Origin of the sequence: Anabaena sp. 90 (genome assembly GCF_000312705.1) — a bacterium.
GTDB lineage: Bacteria > Cyanobacteriota > Cyanobacteriia > Cyanobacteriales > Nostocaceae > Dolichospermum > Dolichospermum lemmermannii.
Window position 1 is genome coordinate 2,756,640 of record NC_019427.1, and the last position, 20,437, is coordinate 2,777,076.

The window sequence follows — 20,437 nt, forward strand, 5'->3', positions numbered from 1 at the left end:
TTTTAATGTGTAAACAGACCCCTCTCCAAACCTCTCCCCTACCAGGGGAGAGGCTTTAAAACCCCCATTCCCTTGTAGGGAAGGGGGGAAGGGGGGTTAGGTTTTTGGAGATTATGGGTTTCATATAATACTTTTCAAACAACCTCTTAACATTTTTCCATCAAAACTAGGTATAAACATCTAAAAACCCGATCAAGGTTGACCGGGTTCTAGTGAATTTGCAGGTTTCAAATGATTAAAGTAAGTAAGTGATTGTAAGTTACTAAGGGTGGACTTTCTAAAACGCAAACACAGCATCTCTACGTCTTTCCGCTCTGGGATTTGGCTTCGCCATCTTATCTAAAGTTTGGCTAGTTGCCACTTTATGATCAATAATGCTGTACTTGTGGGGCTAATGACGGGGGACACTAGATCAATTGCCCTTTCTCTTAGTTGGTTTCTTCTTAACTTGGTGTCCTATGGATTTAATATATCATTTCATTTTGGATGTGGAATATGTTCTTTACATTTATTAACAAATAGGTGGAAAGGAAGAAGAGTAAAATAAAATCGATATTTACCGTTATTCAAAATTACAAACTGTTGTAAAATGTCGTCAGAATTCCCAATTGGTAGTAAAGTCCGTGTGGTATCATTGCCACCTTATGTCAAAACCGCTGACCCAATGCCTATGTTACGTCCTGCTGATGTAATTTATGTTGGTGAGGAAGGTATAGTTCTTGACCGTCGCCCTGGTGGTTATTGGGGTATACGCTTGACTAGAGGCGCTTTTCTTATAGATAGCCAATACATTGAGAGTATCGAAAAACCACTAGAAAACCAGTCAGATTCAGAATAGCGGCTAACAAGAATGTAAACTTATATTAAGTTATATTTCTGGTGAAGACTATGATTTCGCGCCGCACTTTTATTAGCATTCTATTTGCCACTTGCTTGGCTGTTATCAGTTGGTTGAATTTTACTCCTCCTACTCAAGCTTTAGGTGGTATATTACCGGCAATTGATCAACCTGCACCTGAATTTACCTTACCAACTAATACGGGGAATGGTGAGGTTTCCCTGGCTGATTTCCGGGGTAAGTGGGTGGTTCTCTATTTCTACCCGAAAGATTTTACCTCCGGTTGTACTATTGAAGCAAGACGGTTTCAGCAAGATCTACCTAAGTACATTGAGAAAAATACTGAAATTATTGGTATCAGTGCTGATGATATTGATTCCCATGCAGAATTTTGTGATTCAGAAGGGTTAAAATTTCCTTTGTTAGCTGATACTAAGGGTGAAGTTAGTAAAGCTTATGGTTCTTGGATAGGTGTTGTCTCTATGCGCCATAGTTTTATTATTGATCCTCAAGGGATATTAAGAGCAACTTTTGTGGGAGTTAATCCGAGTATTCACAGTATGGAAGTTTTAGCAAAGTTAACAAAATTGCAATCTGCTGTTTTTTAAAATAAGTTTTCACTCTGTCTCTCTGCGGTGAAAAGGTTTTTTATCTAACCACAGAGGCACAGAGAACACAGAGAGAAGGAGGTTATACTAAATTAAGATGAAGCTCCATAGAATAAGATTTCAAAAATAATTAAACGCAGATAAACGCAGATAAACGCAGATGAATTTATGAATTTATGAATTTTATAGGAGTGCTAATTTTTTTATGAATCATGATCCTTATATTGTTAAACCAGGTGATCAAATTTCTTTGATAAAGGACTATAACCCAGGTTATAAATGTGAGTTTCACCAAAAAGGTGATGCGGTGAAAAAATTAAAGGTAGGTATTTTACAATTAGCGAAATATCAAGATATTCTTTATGCTCAAAATACCTATTCTTTATTGATTATTTTTCAAGCAATGGATGCTGCTGGTAAAGATAGTACCATTAAACACGTGATGTCTGGCGTGAATCCTCAAGGATGTCAGGTATTTAGTTTTAAATCACCGAGTGAAGAAGAGTTAGATCATGATTATTTATGGCGTTCGATGAAGTCTTTGCCAGAAAGGGGAAGAATTGGCATTTTTAATCGTTCATATTATGAAGAATTACTCATAGTCCGTGTCCATCCAGAAATTCTTAAAAAACAACAATTACCCAATTTTCCTCAAGATAATCATATATGGAAACAGCGATTTGAGGAAATTAATAATTTTGAAAAATACTTGTTCAATAATGGGGTAATTGTCCTCAAGTTTTTTCTAAATGTTTCAAAATCGATGCAAAAAAGACGGTTTTTAGAACGGATTGAATCACCGGAGAAAAATTGGAAACTTTCTGTTAGTGATGTTCGGGAAAGGGCTTTTTGGGATGATTATATGGATGCCTATGAGCAGGTTTTTAACCATACAAGTACAGAATTTGCACCTTGGTATATTGTTCCTGCTGATCGTAAATGGTTTACACGCTTAGTGGTAGCAGATATTATTTGCCAAAAATTGCAGGAATTAAATTTGCAATATCCGCAAATGAGTGAAGAACATAAACAGCAATTATTAGCAGCCAAAAAAACTTTAGAAGCAGAAAATTAGTGAATTAAAAGATCCTCTGTAGAGACGTTCCATGGGTAGGGATTCTCGGCTCTACATTTTTGTCCCCAAATGCTTATTTGGAAAGTTCTATACGTCTGTGGATACAGGGAATGAATTGAAAATTTTGATATTTTGAGGATGGGGGAAACTATAATCTTCAAGATAAATATGCCAAATCTTCCTAACTTTGATATTGTGGCTTTAGCGGCTTCTGCTGGTGGGTTGACGGCGTTAATTGAGGTACTTTCACATTTACCGGCAGATTTCAAAGCAGCAATTGTGATTGTTCAACATTTAGATCCTCGTCATCCATCTCTCATGGCAGAAATTCTCAGTCGTCGGACTCCACTGACAGTAAAACAGGCAAAGGAAGGAGACAAACTCACACCCGGGACTGTTTATATTGCTCCTCCTAATAATCATTTGTTGGTGAATAGTGATGGTACAGCCTCTTTATCGCAGTCGGAAATGGTGCATTTTCTCCGTCCTTCGGCAGATTTATTGTTTGAATCTCTGGCTGGAAGTTATAAAGAAAGAGCGATCGCTGTTGTCCTCACAGGAACCGGCAGTGATGGGGCAATGGGAGTAGAAGCAATTCAAAAAATGGGTGGGACGGTAATTGCCCAAGATGAAAAAAGTGCTGAATTTCCAGGAATGCCGTCCGCAGCAATTAAGACTGGGAATGTAGATTTTATCCTGCCTTTAGCAGAAATTTCTTCAGCTTTGCTAACTTTGGTGATGCCTCATCCTGATTTGTAATCTATTACCAATTTAGTTTATTATAAAAGATTGACTATAAAAACATAGATACCCGACTTCTTTGAGAAGTCGGGTATCTGGGGGGATCTGGTGATTCTGTATCTCTATAACGTAGTTCATTTATTAGCAAAATCCTGATTTATTTTATGAATGTCCCACAGAAAGACCCTGATTTTGAAAACCTCCTCGAATATTTACGAATCAACCGAGGCTTTGATTTCACAGGTTATAAACGTTCAACTTTAATGCGCCGTGTTACGAAAGAAATGGAGACTTTAAATATAGATACTTTTGGCAATTATCAAGATTATTTAGAAGTTCATCCAGATGAGTTTAAAAATTTATTTAATACTATTTTAATTAACGTCACCGCTTTTTTTAGAGATGCTTCAGCGTGGGAATATTTAGCCAAAGAAGTTATTCCTAATATCATCAAAAATAAACAACCAGATCAACAGATTCGATTTTGGAGTGCTGGTTGTGCTTCTGGGCAAGAAGCTTATACTTTAGCAATAGTAATAGCGGAAATATTGGGAATAGAAGAGTTTCGTAATCGGGTAAAAATCTACGCAACAGATGTAGATGAAGAAGCTCTCGTTCAAGCTCGTCAAGCTAGTTATTCAACCAAAAATATTGATGAAGTCCCGTTAGAATTACGCGATAAATATTTTGATATAGTCAATAAAAATTATGTTTTTCGCCAAGATTTGCGTCGTTGTGTAATTTTTGGTCGTCATGATTTACTTCAAGATGCACCGATTTCTCGGTTAGATTTATTGATTTGTCGCAATACCTTAATGTATTTTAATTCGGAAACCCAAGGAAAGATTATCAATCGCTTTCATTTTGCTCTTAATGATCATGGCTATCTGTTTTTAGGAAAAGCAGAAATGCTAGTTATGCACTCTAATTTATTTATCCCTATAGATTTAAAAGACCGTGTATTTGAAAAAGTAGCTTTAGGAAACTTCCGCAGTCGTCAAATAGTTATGAACAATTTAGAAAATCAAGAATCAACTACTGATTTGTCTCAAGAAATACGCATTAGAGATTTGGCTTTTGATACAGCATCTAGTGCCCAAGTTGTAGTAGATAATGATGGCATATTAATTATGATTAATGAACAAGCTCGTAATTTATTTGGTCTGACAACAAAGGATTTAAATCGCCCTTTTCAGGATTTAGAATTATCCTATAGACCTGTGGAATTACGCTCAGTAATTGAGCAAGTATATAATGAACGTCATCCGATTACACTCACAAATGTTGAACGTTATCAGTCTAATTCAGAAATTCAAAATTTAGATGTGCGGGTGATTCCTTTACAAGATAATAATCAAATTATTCTTGGTGTAACAGTTGCCTTTAATGATATCACCCGTTATCTGAAACTCCAAACAGCATTACAACGTTCTCGACAGGAACTAGAAACAACCAATGAAGAATTGCAATCAACTAATGAAGAGCTAGAAACAACCAATGAAGAATTACAATCTACCAATGAAGAATTAGAAACAACCAATGAAGAATTGCAATCAACAAATCAAGAAATGGAGACAATGAATGAAGAACTGCAATCGGCTAATGAGGAGTTACAAACAATTAATCATGAATTAAGCGATCGCACCAGTGAACTTGACCAAAGTAATATTTTTCTTTCTTCTATTTTAGGCTGTCTGCAAATGGGAATGGTAGTCTTAGATAATAACTTGAATATTTTAATTTGGAATCATACAGTTGAAGATATGTGGGGTTTACACAGTGAGGAAGTAGTTCATAAATCTTGGTTTAGCTTGGATATTGGTTTACCTGTAGAAAAATTGCGAAATCCAATTCGTGATATTATGTCCGGTAAAAAGAAGTTCCAGGAAATACTCCTTAATGGCACTAATCGTCGCGGCAGACAAATCCAATGTTATATTGCCTGTAGTCCCCTAATGAATGAAACAGTAAAAGGTGTTATTATCATGATGACAGATATTGAAAAAATCAACAGTATGATTTCTCCAACAAAAATTGAAGAAAGACAACGGGAAGGATAATTGTCAGTGGTCAGTGGTCAGTGGTCAGTAGTTAGAATATATGATCTTAGAGGTTGTTTGAAAACTTTTTCGTGTGGGATCTGACACCCGCAGATCCCCCTAAATCCCCCTTGAAAAGGGGGACTTTGAGGAATTTAGCCCCCCTTTGTAAGGGGGGTTGGGGGGATCTCGATTAATTCTGATACTTTTCAAACATCCTCTTAGTTTTTAATTGTTAATTTTGAATTTTTAATTGTTGATCTATGTCTATAATTATTGCTGGAGAACGGAGTGGAGTCGGGAAAACAACAGTTACACTTACCCTATTAGCATCTTTACGTCGTCGTGGTGTGAAAGTACAATCTTTTAAAGTCGGACCCGATTATATTGATCCGATGTTTCATCAATATGTAACTGGTCTTCCTTGTCGAAATTTAGATGCTGTACTAACTTCAGAAAATTATATTCAAAAATGCTTTAACCATCATTCTCCTCAAAGTGAATATACTTTAATTGAAGGTGTAATGGGTTTATTTGATGGTATTGGTCAGTTAGCAAATACAAATGGAAAAACAGACTTTGCAAGTACAGCGCACGTTGCCAGATTATTAGATATCCCCATCATCTTAGTCATAGATTGTAGTCGCTTATCGGGTTCAGTAGCCGCAATTGCACACGGTTATTGTTCTTTAGATAGTAGAATTAAAGTTGCTGGTTTGGTATTAAATCGGGTAGGAAGTGATCGACATTTATCATTATTAAAAACTTCCCTTGCACCTTTACAATTACCCATACTTGGTGTTTTAAGAAGACAAGATAACATTACCATTCCTGACCGTCATCTGGGTTTAATTCCCACTTCAGAATTACCAGAATTAGATCAGATAATTAATAGTTTAGCAGATATAGGTGATACTTACTTTGATTGGGACAAACTTCTACCACTTTTAAAATCATCATCTTCCCCAATTCCCAATTCTCAATTACCAATTACCAATTCCTCAGTAAAAATTGCCGTAGCGCGAGATCAAGCTTTTAATTTTTATTATCAAGATAACTTAGATTTACTAGAACAATTAGGAGCAGAATTGGTATTTTGGAGTCCATTAAATGATTCTCAATTACCAAAAGATATCCAAGGAATGTATTTTGGTGGTGGATTTCCTGAAGTATTTGCACCACAATTAGCTGCAAATATTAGCCTAATTCAAGCAGTCAAAAATTCAATTTCAGCAGGAATACCCACAATTGCTGAATGTGGAGGATTGATGTATTTGTGTGAGCAAATTATTGACTTTGACGGTAACTCCTGGCCAATGGTGGGAATATTACCCACTCATGCACAAATGGATAAAAGATTAACATTAGGATATCGTCGCGCGGTAATTTTAGAAAATACTTTTTTACTTGATAGCAATAAACATATTTTTGGCCATGAATTTCATCGTTCTCATTTAATCACTAATTCTCCTCAACCATTATTTAATACCTATCGCTATGATTGTGATGAAAATACAGGTTTTGAAGGTTGGTATTTACCTAATGTTCATGCTTCCTATATTCATCAACATTGGGGAGAAAGTAGAGAAATACCTCAAAGATTTATCCAGGAATGTTTAAAATCCTAGTGAAAAATGACATTAAATGTTTTAGAAATGAAAACTATTAGAGTTTTTATAGGCTGTTTGGGTTTGTGGCTATTCTTAGATATAGCTGCTCATTTGGGTGCGGAAATTTTTTGGTTTCAGGAAGTTGGTTATCTAGAAGTATTTCTACAAAGATTGTTAACTCAGGGGAGTTTATGGTTATTTATTGTGAGTTTGAGTGCCATTTACTTGTTAGGAAATCTCACTTTGGCCCAGAGGTTAGAATATCCCCCTTTTCCTAATTCTATGCCGATACAGGAAATAAAAATTAGTCGGAAATTAACCACTTTTCTTAGTCCTCAGTATCCCACAAATAATCAATCTCCTCAATGGCATAATTATACCAATAAAATTAAATTGCGATGGCTTTTACCTCTAATCCTAGGATTAATTTTTTTGATGTGTTTAGTGTTAGCACAATATGGAGAAATTGCCCTCTCTTATTGGCCAGGGAAAGTTAATCAATCCAGTTTATCAGTGCCACTGCTATTGCGAGTAGATATAATTTTGCAGTTGGGAAAACAGATAATTTCTCAACCTTTGTATTTAGGATTATTTGGGGGATTGTCCATGGCTATATTAATTTATAGCAAATTCTTCCTCAGAGCGATCGCTATTATTTTTAGTCTCAGTTTGGGCTGGATAATGTCTCAATATTGGTCAAAAATTCTCTTATCTTTTCATCCTATTTCCTTTGATCATTCTGAACCATTATTTGGCAAAGATATCAGTTTTTATATTTTCCATCTGCCGATCTGGGAACTCTTAGGATTTTGGTTAATAGGATTATCTCTATATGGTTTTATTAGCGTTATTCTCACCTATTTATTATCAGCTAATAGCTTCAGAGAAGCTATTTTTCCAGGATTTTCTTCTCCACAAATGCGCCATTTATTGGGCTTATCTGGCTGTTTAATGTTAGTAGTATCTTTAAATTATTGGCTGAGTCGTTATCAACTGCTTTACTCGGTTCGTGGAGTGAGTTATGGAGCTAGTTATACTGATGTTAAAGCCCAATTACCAGCAGATACAATATTATATATTTTATCGGTAGCTATAGCCTTATATTTATTGTGGTTAACTGTATTTTGGCAACAAAAATCCTCACATCATCGCTGGGCAATTTATACATTAGGTATGTATATAACTTTTATATTAATTGGTAATTTTATTTTACCTATGGCTGTACAAAGTTTTATTGTTGAGCCAAATGAATTACAAAAAGAACAACCTTATATAATGCGAAATATTGACCTTACTCGTCAAGCATTTAATTTAGATGTCATTGATTCTCAAATATTTAACCCCACAGGAAAACTCACAGAAGCAGATATTAAAGCTAATGAATTAACAATTAAAAATATTCGGCTTTGGGATCAAGAACCATTATTAAAAACCAATCGTCAATTACAACAAATTCGTCCTTATTATCAATTCCCTGATGCTGATATTGATAGATATTTAATTAAAAATAACGGGACTCAAGAAAAACAACAGGTACTAATTGCAGCGAGAGAATTAAATTATCCAGATGTTCCTCTCCCCGCACAAACATGGGTAAACCAAAATATGATTTATACTCATGGTTATGGCTTCACTATGAGTCCAGTTAATACCGTTGCTGCTGCTGGATTACCAGAATATTTTGTCAAAGATATTAGCCAAAATGGTAGCGTCTTAAATACTTCTAATGCCAATATTCGTGCCAGTATTCCCATCGGACAACCCCGAATTTATTATGGAGAAATTAGTAATACTCATGTTATGACTGGGACAAAAGTTAAAGAATTAGATTATCCCAGTGGCAGCGATAATGTTTATAATACCTATGATGGATTAGGTGGTATTCATATCAACTCTCTATGGAAAAGATGGCTATTTTCTATATATTTAAAAGATTGGAAAATGGTATTTACCAGAGATTTTTTGCCAGAAACTAAAGTATTATTACGACGAAATATTAACCAACGAATTCAAACTATTGCCCCTTTTTTAAAATTCGATAGTGATCCTTATTTAGTTGCGGTAGATGCCCATATAGATGGTAAAAATCAACAATTTCCTGGCCAAGAAAATTATCTTTATTGGATAGTTGATGCTTACACCACAAGCGATCGCTATCCTTACTCAGACACAGGTAAAAATAGTATTAACTATATCCGTAATTCCGTCAAAGTCGTTATTGATGCTAATAACGGTACAGTCAGATTTTACATTGCCGATGCCGCCGATCCATTGATTACAGCTTGGTCAAAAATATTTCCCAAAATGTTTCAACCACTGAGGAATTTACCAGTCAATCTCCGCAGTCATCTCCGTTATCCAGTAGATTATTTCAAAATTCAATCTGAACGCTTAATGATCTACCACATGACAGATCCTCAAGTATTTTATAACAGAGAAGATCAATGGCAAATTCCCAATGAAATCTATGACAACGAAAGCCGTAAAGTTGAACCCTACTATTTAATAACCAGTCTCCCCAACGTCTCCTTTGAAGAATTCATCCTCTTACTTCCCTACACACCCAAACAACGCACCAATTTAATCGCTTGGTTAGCAGCACGTTCTGATGGCGAAAATTATGGCAAATTACTATTATATAACTTTCCTAAAGAACGCTTAATTTATGGACAAGAACAAATTGAAGCCAGAATAAATCAAGATCCAGTTATTTCTCAACAAATTTCTCTGTGGAATCGTCAAGGTTCAAGAGTAATTCAAGGTAATCTGTTAATAGTTCCCATTGAGCAATCATTACTATATGTTGAACCAATTTATTTAGAAGCCACACAAAATAGTTTACCAACATTAGTAAGAGTAGTTGTAGCCTATGAAAATCGCATCATTATGGCACCCACCTTAGAACAAGCACTACAAGGAATCTTTCAACCAGAAATTGCACCACCAACAACTATCATTCGTCCCCTGTAGGGGCAATGATCCTGTGCTTACCCCAAAACCCTATCAGGACAACCACGAGGGTTTACCCCTACCATTAAATTAATAGACATCTCCGGTAATTAAATGTGCGTGGTTTGAAACCCTTGTACAGACGTTCTATAGAACGTCTCTACATTCATTTTCGGAGAGGTCTAATGTATCGGTCTTCTAGAAATTCAAAAATTTAAACAACTATTACAATACTGTATTTTTAATATCCACCTACCACTTCAGGTATATATTCACATAATAAAAAACAAAACTATTGACAGAGATAACTAATCTTTGCTTTTGCTAAACCTATAATCAGAAGCTATATACAGCTTTACCTAAACAAATCCTAGACTTAAATTAAAAGTTTGAAAATTCAACATCAGTCACAATTAAAACAGACTTTATATTGAGGGGTTTGCCACTTGGTTCTGTCACACTTGTTAATTAAGAACCATTATAGATTATTAAGGAAAATAAGATGTATATAGAGCAGGTATTGGGAAATACACTCATGGCCGACAATACCAATTTGTCCATTGCTCAAAGTGCAGTTCAACAGGAAAAAGTCCAAGTCCAATATCACAACATCCAAATACCAGATTTAGCACTATCTTTAGCTCCTCTGGGATTTATTTTTGTTTGGGCTATGTTTCTCCTACTTTTTCATAAAATCCGCACCAATACAGATGATCGGATATGCGTGAAAAGTAAAATTCTACAAAAAGTTCCCTGTAAAAAATGTCAATTTTTTGCCAATAACCATTATTTAAAATGTGCTGTCAAACCTGATTCTGTTCTCACAGAAGCAGCCATAGACTGTTCTGAATACGTACCTAAAAAAGTTGGCTTTTCCCATAAAAAGTTATTTCGCTAAATACCAAATCATACCAGATCCCCGACTTCTTCAAGAAGTCGGGGATCTATTTCCGATTAGTCCATAAGTGCCATCTATCCGTCCTAAAAAGCGTCTGTGAGTACGTGGAATCCCGATTTCTAAATAGGGCTTGCTGAAAAAGTGGAAAAAGGCAAGAAAAAAGATGACTAAGTAATTAGGCAAAAGTAAGTATAAGTTTTTGTTGTTTAAAATTAGGCAAAATATCACCTTTACTAATAAAATCAGAGAAATTAAAGAGAATTGCGGTAAAATTGCTGTTGTAATTCGTTTTTCAGAGGATGTTTGAAAAGTTTTAGAAAGTGAAAAATTAAGCAAGCCGTCTAACCATAATACGGATCATGGCAAGGTAGATAAAAGTTTCAGAAGTTTCGGGCAATAATTCATAATCTCTAACCAAACGCCGACACCCCATCAGCCACCCAAAAGTGCGTTCTACGACCCAACGCTTTTTGAGCAAGACAAAGCCCTTGGTTTGTTCTGGGCGCAAAACTACCTGTACAATCCAACGAAAAAAATCCATCACCCATTGCATGAACGGTTCACCGTCAAAGCCGCCATCTACCCAAATAGTTGTTAAACCTCAGAAACTCATATTGGGCAAGGGTCAGGTTACTGGGGTATGCTTTACTCATCTCACTCTCTCGGTGCTGTCTATTATCTATTTACAGCTTATACTGAGAGAGCTTTTTTACCACCTTTCCGACTTTTCAAACATCCTCTTAGACTTAGCAGGAAACAATCACGGTACGGTGATTGAGGCGATTACTGTAAATGATCAGACTTTACCCATTGCCTCTAATGCCCTGCTGTGTAATGAGTATAGTAGCGTTTCCTTAGATTCCAATACGAAGCGGAAAGTAGCGATGATGCGCCGTTTCTTTGCTCATCCCTCACCCAATGGCGTTACATTACTCCCTGATAAGCGGGTTGAGGCTTTGGAATTGAAATGGATTGGTAACGCCCAGTTTGCGCCGACGTTGTTGGGCTACATCGAAGGACCACCTCCCGTACCCAGTGAAAACCTGACCTTAGAGGACGATTACAACGGTGCGACATCTGTGGAATTAACCATGTCGGAAGATGTGGAATTTAACTGGACGCGATCGCAGGATTCTGGTTTAGGAGGAACTTTGGACACCTTTATCGGTGCCGGAGGTGCAATGTCGATTCTAACCGCGCCAATGGGTGTCGGTTCGTCAATCGAAACCACTGCCAAGGTGGGTTTCAAAGGGAATTTTGATTTCAACTACCAATTCCAAAATGAGAGTAGCATTACCTCTAGTTCGTCTTTGAGCATGACGGATAAACTAGAACTACGAGGAACACCAGAAGTTACTCCCAAATTCCCTCATCTAGGGACTCGTTTTGTTCCTAAAAACATCGGTTATGCCTTAGTCGTTTCGGCTATGGCTGATGTTTTTGTGACTCGTCTTGCTCGCAGTGGTAAAATGATCGGCTATCAAGTGCAACCTGTGGATGGCATTCCTCCCGATGTCAATACCATCACCTTTTTAATGAATCCTGCCTATACCATGAATGGCAGCTTAGATGGGATGACAGGTAGCAGTGCTACGAGCGATCGCTTCTTTAAGCACGTTCCTGAAATGCGCTCTCAGTATGGCTCTCTCTATCCAGCTAGTTACTACCGTCTGCAAGAAGCCTACGATCTCAAACGGCAAATTGAGGCTGAGGATAAACGCCGAGAATCCTATTTCTCTAACTTTGATGTGCGTTTAGTGGATGAAACCTCCTTAAACCGCAATATTGACAGTGGGGATGCCCCCTCAACGGTGGGATTACAACGGGAAGAAGACAAACCGGGTACTCAGATGACAGATGAGGAAAAGAAAAAAGCCCAAGACGACAAAGCACAAAATTTTCAAGATAGTGCGGCTCAGTCTGCTGACAAGACGAGTGCAGCTACTAAACGGAAACAGGCCGAAATCCAAAGCAAAATCGACGACCAAGAGAAACGGGTACAAGCTACTGACAGTTTTGCGGGTTGGCAAAAACGCATGGAAAGTATCCAAATTCGCTCCGGTAAGCGTAATATTGTCAATACCTACGTTTGGGATGCCGATGGCGGACTACGCACAGAAGCTCAAAGTTTTGCTAATACGGTAGAGCATACCATTGGTGGGTCTTTTAGCATGAATGCAGGGTTAGGGCTTCAAAGTGAGTTTTCAGCCTTTGGCGTTGATGTAGAACTCACCGCCCAAGCTACGGTAAACTTAACTCAAACCATGAGTAAAACGGAACTGCGGAGTAAGGGGTTTGAGTTGAATGTGGATTTGAGTGGTTTAGAGTATAAAGGAATTACGGATTATAAAGACCGACCCATTTTACCCGGGGAAAAAGTCGATCGATATCGGTTTATGAGTTTCTACCTCGAAGGTAGCACCAATCACTTCCAAGACTTCTTTAACTATGTGGTTGATCCCGAATGGTTAGCAAGTAATGATGAGGAAGCACGAGCGTTACGTCAAGCTCAAGCCGGAAAACCCAATAAAGCCTGGCGGGTTTTACACCGTGTGACTTATGTAGAACGTCCAGCTTTGATGGGTTTTGGTCATGATGTTCGCAAGTTACGGGCGGCTACTGAGACTTCCGAAAATCAAAGACTCATGGATAAAATTGGCGATTTGGAGAAGAAAAACCAAGAATTAGAGAACAAACTTGATCAAATTCTTGACTACCTAAAACCAAAGCAATAGTTGATCATTGAAGAAGAGCTTAAAAGATCCCCGACTTCTTAAAGAAGTCGGGGATCTATTTCTGATCTATTTCCTGAGTTGTAAATCTACTCCAATCCGATGAGCGCAAGCAAACCCAGAAAAAGCCACAGCATTCACACCTTGTCCGGGGAATGTACTATCTCCTACACAATACAAATTAGGAATCACAGTACGATTGAAAGGCATTCCCAATAACCCCGACAACTTACGTTTAGGTATTGGTCCATAAGTTCCATCTATCCGTCCTAAAAAGCGTCTGTGAGTACGTGGAGTCCCGATTTCTAAATAATCTAACCCAGCATTTAAACCAGGAAAAATAGCCTCTAATCTGTCAATAATTTGCCCCGCTGCTATTTCTTTTTTATCCGCATACTCGCTTTCGGAAAGTCCTTGCCAATTACTAATCCAGTCAGGTGTAAAGGCATGAATAATATGATATCCTGGTGGTGCTAAATCCGGGTCAAGGAGGGTAGGAATAGAAACAAAAATTGTTCCTGTTGCTGTGGTCATTTCCTGCCAATCTGTTAATAAAATATGATGGCATTCTGTTCCTAGAGGTAAAACAGATGATTTTACCCCTATATGCAAACTTAAAAAACTAGGTGATTTAATATATCGTTGTTGCCAATTTTTTTCTTTAACTGGCATTTTTTTGGCTGGTAGTAGTTTTGTAAATGTGTCCCAGCGAGTGGCATTAGATACTATTTTTTTACCATAATAAACTTGACCATTTGCTAATTGTACACCTACAGCTTTTCCCTGTTTGGTAATGATTTTTGTGACTCGCGCTTGGTATTTAATTTCACCCCCCAATTGTGCTAAACCTGTGACTAATTTTTCGGCAATTTTCCCAACTCCACCCCGAGGATAATTAACTCCTCCATAATGTCTATCAGAAAAAACCATACCAGCATTAATCATTGGTGTCATGTCCGCTGGAACGACTGACCAGCAATAACACTCGATATCAATAAATTTTAATAACTGAGGATCTTGAATATACTTTCGTGCCACTTCTCCCACATTTAAGGGTAAATACTTGGCTAAACCTAGACAAGCTAATGGATTTTTAAGAAATACCCGCAGTAGATATTTAGGTTCTTCTAATGATAATAGTTCAATGTTATTCAGGCAATTAAAAACTTTTTGACATTCATCATAAAATCGCCTGATTCCCTTGGCTTCCTGGGGAAAATAAGCAATTAGATTTTGGAGAAATTTTTCATAATCTCGATCAATTTTTAAGTCCAAGCCATTGGGTAAATGATAGTGAATCTGGACAGAATCAGGAATGGTTTCGAGATTAACATTGACTGCATCTAAGGCACGGGTGAGTAAGTTGGTTGTTCCTTTATTTCCCATGCCAAAAATCATTGATGCACCGACATCAAATGTATATCCTTGGCTTTGAAAATAACCGGCACTACCACCGGGAATAAGATAACTTTCAAAAACTATAACTTTTGCACCTTTGGCTGCTAATTGGGTGGCTGTCACTAAACCACCAATACCAGAACCAATGATAATGACATCAAATAATTCAGAACTCATAATTTGTAATTTAATCCAAAAAAGAGGGAAAAGTCTGCTGCTGCTGACTAATCCCGCCTGCCGATTCTTTAAAGAGAGGAGAACACTTGAGAATAATATAACTCTGATTGAGAATCTTTGTCAACTATTAATGAGAAGATTTATCAATAAATATATTTAGGGCTTGCACATAATTCACTTTTTTAACCCGGAAACTCTTAATATATCTAGGTTTTCGGTTTATATGGCTAACTATCAGCAACCCCTATTTACTCCTGACTTCTTCCTGGGCGCAGACCCTGCGCCCCTACCTTCTTCTTTCTTCTTTCTCCTTTCTCCTTTCTTCTTCCTGACTCCTGACTCGGTGACTCCTGACTCGGTGACTCCTGACTCGGTGACTCCTGATTCGGTGAATTCTGCTATGATGTTCCAGTAAAAAGACAATTATCCAGTCGCCCTTTTCTAGCTATGACACAACAACTCCGTGTTTATGTTCCACCTCATCCTTTAATTCAGCACTGGTTGGGAGTTGCTCGTGATGTAGCTACGCCATCTGTATTATTTCGTTCTGCTATGACTGAGTTGGGTAGGTGGCTAACTTACGAGGCTGCTAGGGAGTGGTTGCTGACTCAAGAAACAACGGTGCAAACGCCTCTGACTACCTGTTCAGCAACTTTTATTAATCCTCACATACCTGTGGCTGTTGTGCCGATTTTACGGGCTGGTTTAGGCTTGTTGGAGGGAGCGCAGGGTGTACTGCCTTTGGCATCAATTTACCATGTTGGCTTGGTGCGAAATGAAGAAACTCTAGAACCTAGTTGTTATTTAAATAAATTACCTGAAAGATTTGCCCCCGAAACGCGGGTGTTAATTACTGAGCCGATGTTGGCTACTGGAGGCTCTATAATGGCAGTAATGGCGGAATTGAGCCAAAGAGGTGTTGATCCGGCGTTAATTCGGATTATATCTGTAGTTGTTGCTCCCCCAGCGTTAAAAAAATTGGCTGCTGTCTATCCTGGCTTAATCCTTTACACCGCTACTATTGATGAAACGCTTGATGATCATGGGTATATTGTACCAGGGTTGGGTGATGCGGGCGATCGCATTTTTGGAACTTGAGCTAGGATGCCGCTAAGGCCGGAAAATAGCTAAAGTATTGTCAAAGTTGCTTATTTTCGAGAAGACGGTAAAAAATATGAGTCAGCAAGATGGTTTTGCTAGTGGTTTGTTACTGGGGTCATTGATTGGGGGTGTAGTTGGTGGTGTTTTAGGGGCGGTGATTACTTCGCGCTTAGATGCTAAGTTTGCAAATGAAGAGAATGAAGGGTTAACTGCTGGGGAAAATGATGGACAGACAGGGACTAAAAAGCGGCAAATGAGGGCTTCTGCTCATGAAAGTTTGGAAATAGAAGCAACCAGGCGATCGCTCGAAGATAAAATTGCCCAACTTAATGCCACAATTGATGATGTGCGGAAGCAATTAGGTAATGTCAACAGCAACTCATCCCAGGAAGTTAATGAGCATTCTTAAGCTTTCCCTTAGTTATATTGATTGGCTACACAATGCGACGTGAGCTAAATTAAAATCAATCATGAATCTATGTTTGACATTTAACAGGAAAGTTACCCATGAATTTACTAATTACAACCCTAGCCACCTTTGTCTCCCTTTACAGCTATTTGCTGATTATTCGAGTCTTGTTGACTTGGTTCCCTACGGTTGACTGGTCTAGTCAACCATTTGCGGCTTTAAGCCAAATTAGTGATCCCTACCTCAATCTATTTCGTTCCATAATTCCCCCCTTGGGTGGCATGGATTTCTCCCCTATCCTGGCATTTTTGGCATTGAACATAGTTGGTGGTGTTTTAGATAGTTTAGCTCGCGCCACCTTGGTACAAGGGTTTTAAGCCCCAAATTACGATTTTCAATGTAAGGACGTTCCCAGGAACGTCTCTACACTCTTATCTTCTCACTTGTCCGCTAAATCCAGCAGCTTTAAATTGTTTAAGTTGTAATGGTAAAGGTTGATTACTAGGGACAGTGATTCTAAATTCAAAATCACTAACTCCGGGAGGAACTTCCGCGATTAAACCCAGACGAGTCCGATTTTGTAAGGTTGAATCACCGTTAGCATCATATATGCGCCCAAAAATATCCGCATCATAGACGGTTTTACGAGTGCTATTTTCCGCTTTACCTGTAACTATGAAGCAACTAGCAGAATTTGAACCGCTACTACCCACTACTCCGCTTGTAAGTTCTGATGGACATTCGTGGTAGGAAATATTAGATAGTTTAATCTGTGTTAATGCTAAGGCTGTGGGTGTCCATATCCAGGAAAGTAACCCCATTAGTCCTGCTATAAAAATTAACTGCATTGAGCGTAACCGCATAAAATACACCTTTGATTGGAAATTTACGAATGTCACGAGTACAATTTTACCTCACGCAGAGGCGCAGAGTCCCAAAGACTAAAATTTCCAGTTATTGATTTTTGGTGTTACATGATATAGATATCAAAGTCTGCTAAAGCTATTTTAGGAATAAATCATAATTAAAACTTATAAAAATATAATAATACTTTTAATATTCATAACTCATCACAATTCAAGTTTAGATTTTCTTAATAATTAATTGAGAATTATTTTTATTTAGCAACGAGCTTGCAATACTTTCGGCGATTTGCTATAATCATGAAGATTTTCATAATTGGCCTTATATTGTCAATTTTATATCTGTCTGACAATATGATCCTCAAAACCCTTTATTTATAGTCGTTTCAGAAATCAATATCTAGAAATAATACAAAACTTCATAAATTAGCAGCAATTTTTGAGAGAGATTTAGACAAAAATTAGCCAAGAAATTATGGAAGTTGACTGGGAGAAAAATGTACTGTTGACAAATAAGTTAATTTATGGTATGTAACCCGTGCGACTTAACGGAAGTTTTCTTACCCAATAATCAATCTAAGTAGGTAAACACAATAAAACCAAACTGTGTAAAGAAACGTAAAATCGCTGAAAACTTCTTTACTCTTGCCTCAAGCCTAGTGCTATAACGACCATTTTCAACGCCAACCTACTTATGTGACGGAAAAATTTATTCATGATTTTATTGTCAAGAAGCTTGAAAAATTTGATTTGCTGTAATATTTAAGTCAGGAAAAGTTTGGGAAATAATCCGTTCATGATCTCTAAACTTACTAATTTGATATTCTTCATCAACCAAATTACAAACAGAAATTGTCGGTTGTTTAGGATTACCAATAAAATTCCTGCCACCTAAAGCTGCATAATCTACAATCCAATATTCAGAAATTCCCATTTCTTCATAATCAGCATATTTCAAATGGTAATCATCACGCCAATTAGTTGAGACAACTTCAATCACCAAAGGTATAGATGCACCATTACTCAGAATAGATTCTTTTTTCCATAATTTTTCGTTTACCAGATTTTCACGATTTAGCACCAACACATCTGGAAAATAACCAGAATCTTTACCTTCTGGTCTAACTATAACTTGGTTGGGAATACCGTAGGGTAATCCAAGTCGTTTGATTTCAAAGGGAATTTCTACGCCTAGAAATCCTTTTACTTCCTCGTGTTCTCCTACTGGTTGTGCCATTTCAATGATATTCCCATTATGTAGTTCGTAACGTACCCCAGAATTTTCAGGAAGCCCAGCGACAAATTCCTCAAAGGTAGTAACTTTAGATAAGGTTTGAATCATGGCTGTTGAGTATTGCTGACAATAAAAATATTATAACGGCATCGTCATCTTAGAGGATGTTTGAAAAGTATCAGAATTAATTGAGATCCCCCCAACCCCCCTTACAAAGGGGGGCTAAATTCCTCAAAGTCCCCCTTTCCAAGGGGGATTTAGGGGGATCTGCGGGTGTCAGATCCCACACGAAAAAGTTTTCAAACAACCTCTTACAGTTATCACAATCAAGGGCAGGGTTTCCCCGCCCCTAAAGGTTTTGCATACCGCTATATCAGCAACGCCGATTTTTTAAGTTGTATACTCAGCGTTAATTTTCACATAATCATAACTCAAGTCACAACCCCAAGCCTGACCTGTTCCATGACCATTACCAACACCGACGGAAATTAACACCGTGTCTGATTGCAGATATTCACCATTAGCTGCTGCTTTTAAATATGCACTAGCTGCGGCTTTATCAAAGGGTAAAGGTTGACCATTTTCAAATAGCAAAATATCCCCTAATTTAACGGAGAGGTTTTCTTGTTCAAAGGGGACTCCAGCCCGTCCAGCAGCAGCAGCAATCCGTCCCCAATTGGGATCATGACCGAAAATGGCAGCTTTGACTAAAGATGACCCGGCAATGGTTTTGGCGATTTGTCGGGCTGATAATTCATCGTGAGCGCCAGTGACTTGGACTTCTATTAAACAAGTTGCACCTTCGCCATCACGAGCGATCGCTTTCGCCAAATGCTGACACACATAAGTTAACATAGCTTCTAGCTTCTGTGCCTCTGCCCCCATTTCGGTAATTGCTGGGGTGCGAGATTGACCATTTGCTAAAGCAATTAAACAATCATTTGTACTTGTGTCACCGTCAACTGTGATAGAATTGAAGCTTCTATCCGCTGCTCTGGTTAACATTTGTTGCCAAAGCGTAGAAGAGACTGCTGCATCACAGGTAACAAAGGCTAACATTGTCGCCATGTTGGGGTGAATCATCCCTGAACCTTTAGCAATGCCACCAATTCGCACTGGACGGTCATGGATAATGGTTTCTAAGGCTATGGATTTGGTGATTAGATCTGTGGTGACTATTGCTCCTGCGGCTGCGTCTGAGCCTGTTTCTGATAGTTCTGCAACTACTTTGGGGATACCACCCCGCAATATATCCATTTTAATCCGTTGACCAATTACGCCGGTGGAAGCTAATAAAATGGATTCTGGGTTAATACCCAATTCTTTACCTAACAAGTCTGCACTTTCTTGAGCATCTTTAATCCCTTGTTCACCTGTTGCGGCGTTAGCTTGTCCCGCATTACAAAGAATGGCTCTCGCGCTATGTTTCCCTTGTAATACCTGACGACAGTAATCTACACAGGCTGCTTTAACTTGGCTAGTGGTGAATACACCTGCGGCGATCGCTTCCACGTCTGATACAATTAAAGCTAAATCCGGTAATCCCGAAGCTTTCAGTCCTGCTGTAATTCCCGAAGCTTTATACCCCCGCGCTGCTGTCACACCACCAGTAATTATTTGCCAGTCTGCCATAATTTTGCTCACAATTATCTATATCACGTTTACTGCTCAATTACCTTCCGCCTCTGGTTTGATATCAGCGTCCAGTATTTATCTCTATAAGTGAGTTTATCTGTTGACGACAATCTTTTTTAGGTTGGCGTTG

17 protein-coding genes and 1 pseudogene are annotated in these 20,437 nt (G+C 38.0%); 12 read left to right on the top strand and 6 right to left on the bottom strand.

All coding sequences use genetic code 11. The features are described from left to right. Positions 1-589 precede the first annotated feature (589 nt). The 8 genes from sipA (at position 590) to ANA_RS12055 (ending at position 10,758) form a co-directional block, all read left to right on the top strand. Positions 590-838, top strand: a complete 249-nt coding sequence (sipA, locus tag ANA_RS12020) for a regulatory protein SipA (RefSeq protein ID WP_015080334.1) — start codon at positions 590-592, stop codon at positions 836-838. A 50-nt stretch (positions 839-888) separates the two neighbouring features. Beyond that, a complete protein-coding gene (locus ANA_RS12025) occupies positions 889-1,446 on the top strand; it encodes a peroxiredoxin (RefSeq protein WP_015080335.1) in 558 nt (185 codons plus the stop codon). Positions 1,447-1,651: 205 nt separating this feature from the next. Beyond that, positions 1,652-2,521 (top strand): polyphosphate kinase 2 family protein, encoded by an 870-nt coding sequence (locus tag ANA_RS12030; protein ID WP_015080336.1) that lies wholly within the window; start codon positions 1,652-1,654, stop codon positions 2,519-2,521. A 168-nt stretch (positions 2,522-2,689) separates the two neighbouring features. Next, a complete protein-coding gene (locus tag ANA_RS12035; protein WP_235081823.1) occupies positions 2,690-3,280 on the top strand; it encodes a chemotaxis protein CheB in 591 nt (196 codons plus the stop codon). Between the two features lie 146 nt (positions 3,281-3,426). After that, positions 3,427-5,322: a CheR family methyltransferase gene (locus tag ANA_RS12040; RefSeq protein WP_015080338.1), complete on the top strand. Its 1,896-nt coding sequence runs from the start codon at positions 3,427-3,429 to the stop codon at positions 5,320-5,322. A gap of 242 nt (positions 5,323-5,564) precedes the next feature. Then, a complete protein-coding gene (locus ANA_RS12045) occupies positions 5,565-6,929 on the top strand; it encodes a cobyrinate a,c-diamide synthase (RefSeq protein WP_015080339.1) in 1,365 nt (454 codons plus the stop codon). A gap of 6 nt (positions 6,930-6,935) precedes the next feature. After that, on the top strand, positions 6,936-9,881 hold the full coding sequence (locus ANA_RS12050) for a UPF0182 family protein (RefSeq protein ID WP_015080340.1): 2,946 nt from the start codon (positions 6,936-6,938) through the stop codon (positions 9,879-9,881). Positions 9,882-10,362: 481 nt separating this feature from the next. Beyond that, complete coding sequence (locus tag ANA_RS12055; RefSeq protein WP_015080341.1) at positions 10,363-10,758, top strand: hypothetical protein; 396 nt, start codon at positions 10,363-10,365, stop codon at positions 10,756-10,758. 328 nt (positions 10,759-11,086) lie between these two features. Here the strand turns inward: ANA_RS12055 and ANA_RS12060 are convergent. Then, positions 11,087-11,356 (bottom strand): annotated as a pseudogene (locus tag ANA_RS12060) (transposase); the annotation flags it as partial. On the opposite strand from ANA_RS12060, the gene ANA_RS12065 reads away from it, so the two are divergent. Further along, complete coding sequence (locus ANA_RS12065; protein WP_235081825.1) at positions 11,310-13,493, top strand: hypothetical protein; 2,184 nt, start codon at positions 11,310-11,312, stop codon at positions 13,491-13,493. The pseudogene ANA_RS12060 and the gene ANA_RS12065 overlap by 47 nt on opposite strands. Positions 13,494-13,559: 66 nt before the next feature. Here the strand turns inward: ANA_RS12065 and crtH are convergent, their stop codons facing one another. Continuing rightward, a complete protein-coding gene (gene crtH / locus ANA_RS12070; protein WP_015080342.1) occupies positions 13,560-15,065 on the bottom strand; it encodes a carotenoid isomerase in 1,506 nt (501 codons plus the stop codon). A gap of 234 nt (positions 15,066-15,299) precedes the next feature. Next, positions 15,300-15,488 carry a hypothetical protein gene (locus tag ANA_RS25970; RefSeq protein ID WP_148279048.1) on the bottom strand — a complete coding sequence of 63 codons (189 nt, stop codon included), beginning with the start codon at positions 15,486-15,488 and terminating at the stop codon, positions 15,300-15,302. 24 nt (positions 15,489-15,512) lie between these two features. Here ANA_RS25970 and upp point away from each other — a divergent pair, with 24 nt between their 5' ends. The 3 genes from upp to ANA_RS12085 all read left to right on the top strand — a co-directional run bounded on the left by upp (position 15,513) and on the right by ANA_RS12085 (position 16,952). Then, a complete protein-coding gene (upp, locus tag ANA_RS12075; RefSeq protein ID WP_015080344.1) occupies positions 15,513-16,163 on the top strand; it encodes a uracil phosphoribosyltransferase in 651 nt (216 codons plus the stop codon). Positions 16,164-16,239: 76 nt separating this feature from the next. Next, positions 16,240-16,575, top strand: coding sequence for a hypothetical protein (locus ANA_RS12080; RefSeq protein WP_015080345.1), 336 nt, complete (start codon positions 16,240-16,242; stop codon positions 16,573-16,575). Between the two features lie 98 nt (positions 16,576-16,673). Next, on the top strand, positions 16,674-16,952 hold the full coding sequence (locus tag ANA_RS12085) for a YggT family protein (protein WP_015080346.1): 279 nt from the start codon (positions 16,674-16,676) through the stop codon (positions 16,950-16,952). 54 nt (positions 16,953-17,006) lie between these two features. Here the strand turns inward: ANA_RS12085 and ANA_RS12090 are convergent, their stop codons facing one another. The 3 genes from ANA_RS12090 to argJ all read right to left on the bottom strand — a co-directional run bounded on the left by ANA_RS12090 (position 17,007) and on the right by argJ (position 20,304). Next, positions 17,007-17,438, bottom strand: a complete 432-nt coding sequence (locus ANA_RS12090; RefSeq protein WP_015080347.1) for a hypothetical protein — start codon at positions 17,436-17,438, stop codon at positions 17,007-17,009. Between the two features lie 727 nt (positions 17,439-18,165). Further along, positions 18,166-18,780, bottom strand: coding sequence for a Uma2 family endonuclease (locus tag ANA_RS12095; RefSeq protein WP_015080348.1), 615 nt, complete (start codon positions 18,778-18,780; stop codon positions 18,166-18,168). Between the two features lie 282 nt (positions 18,781-19,062). Next, positions 19,063-20,304 carry a bifunctional ornithine acetyltransferase/N-acetylglutamate synthase gene (gene argJ, locus ANA_RS12100; protein ID WP_015080349.1) on the bottom strand — a complete coding sequence of 414 codons (1,242 nt, stop codon included), beginning with the start codon at positions 20,302-20,304 and terminating at the stop codon, positions 19,063-19,065. Positions 20,305-20,437: the final 133 nt, after the last annotated feature.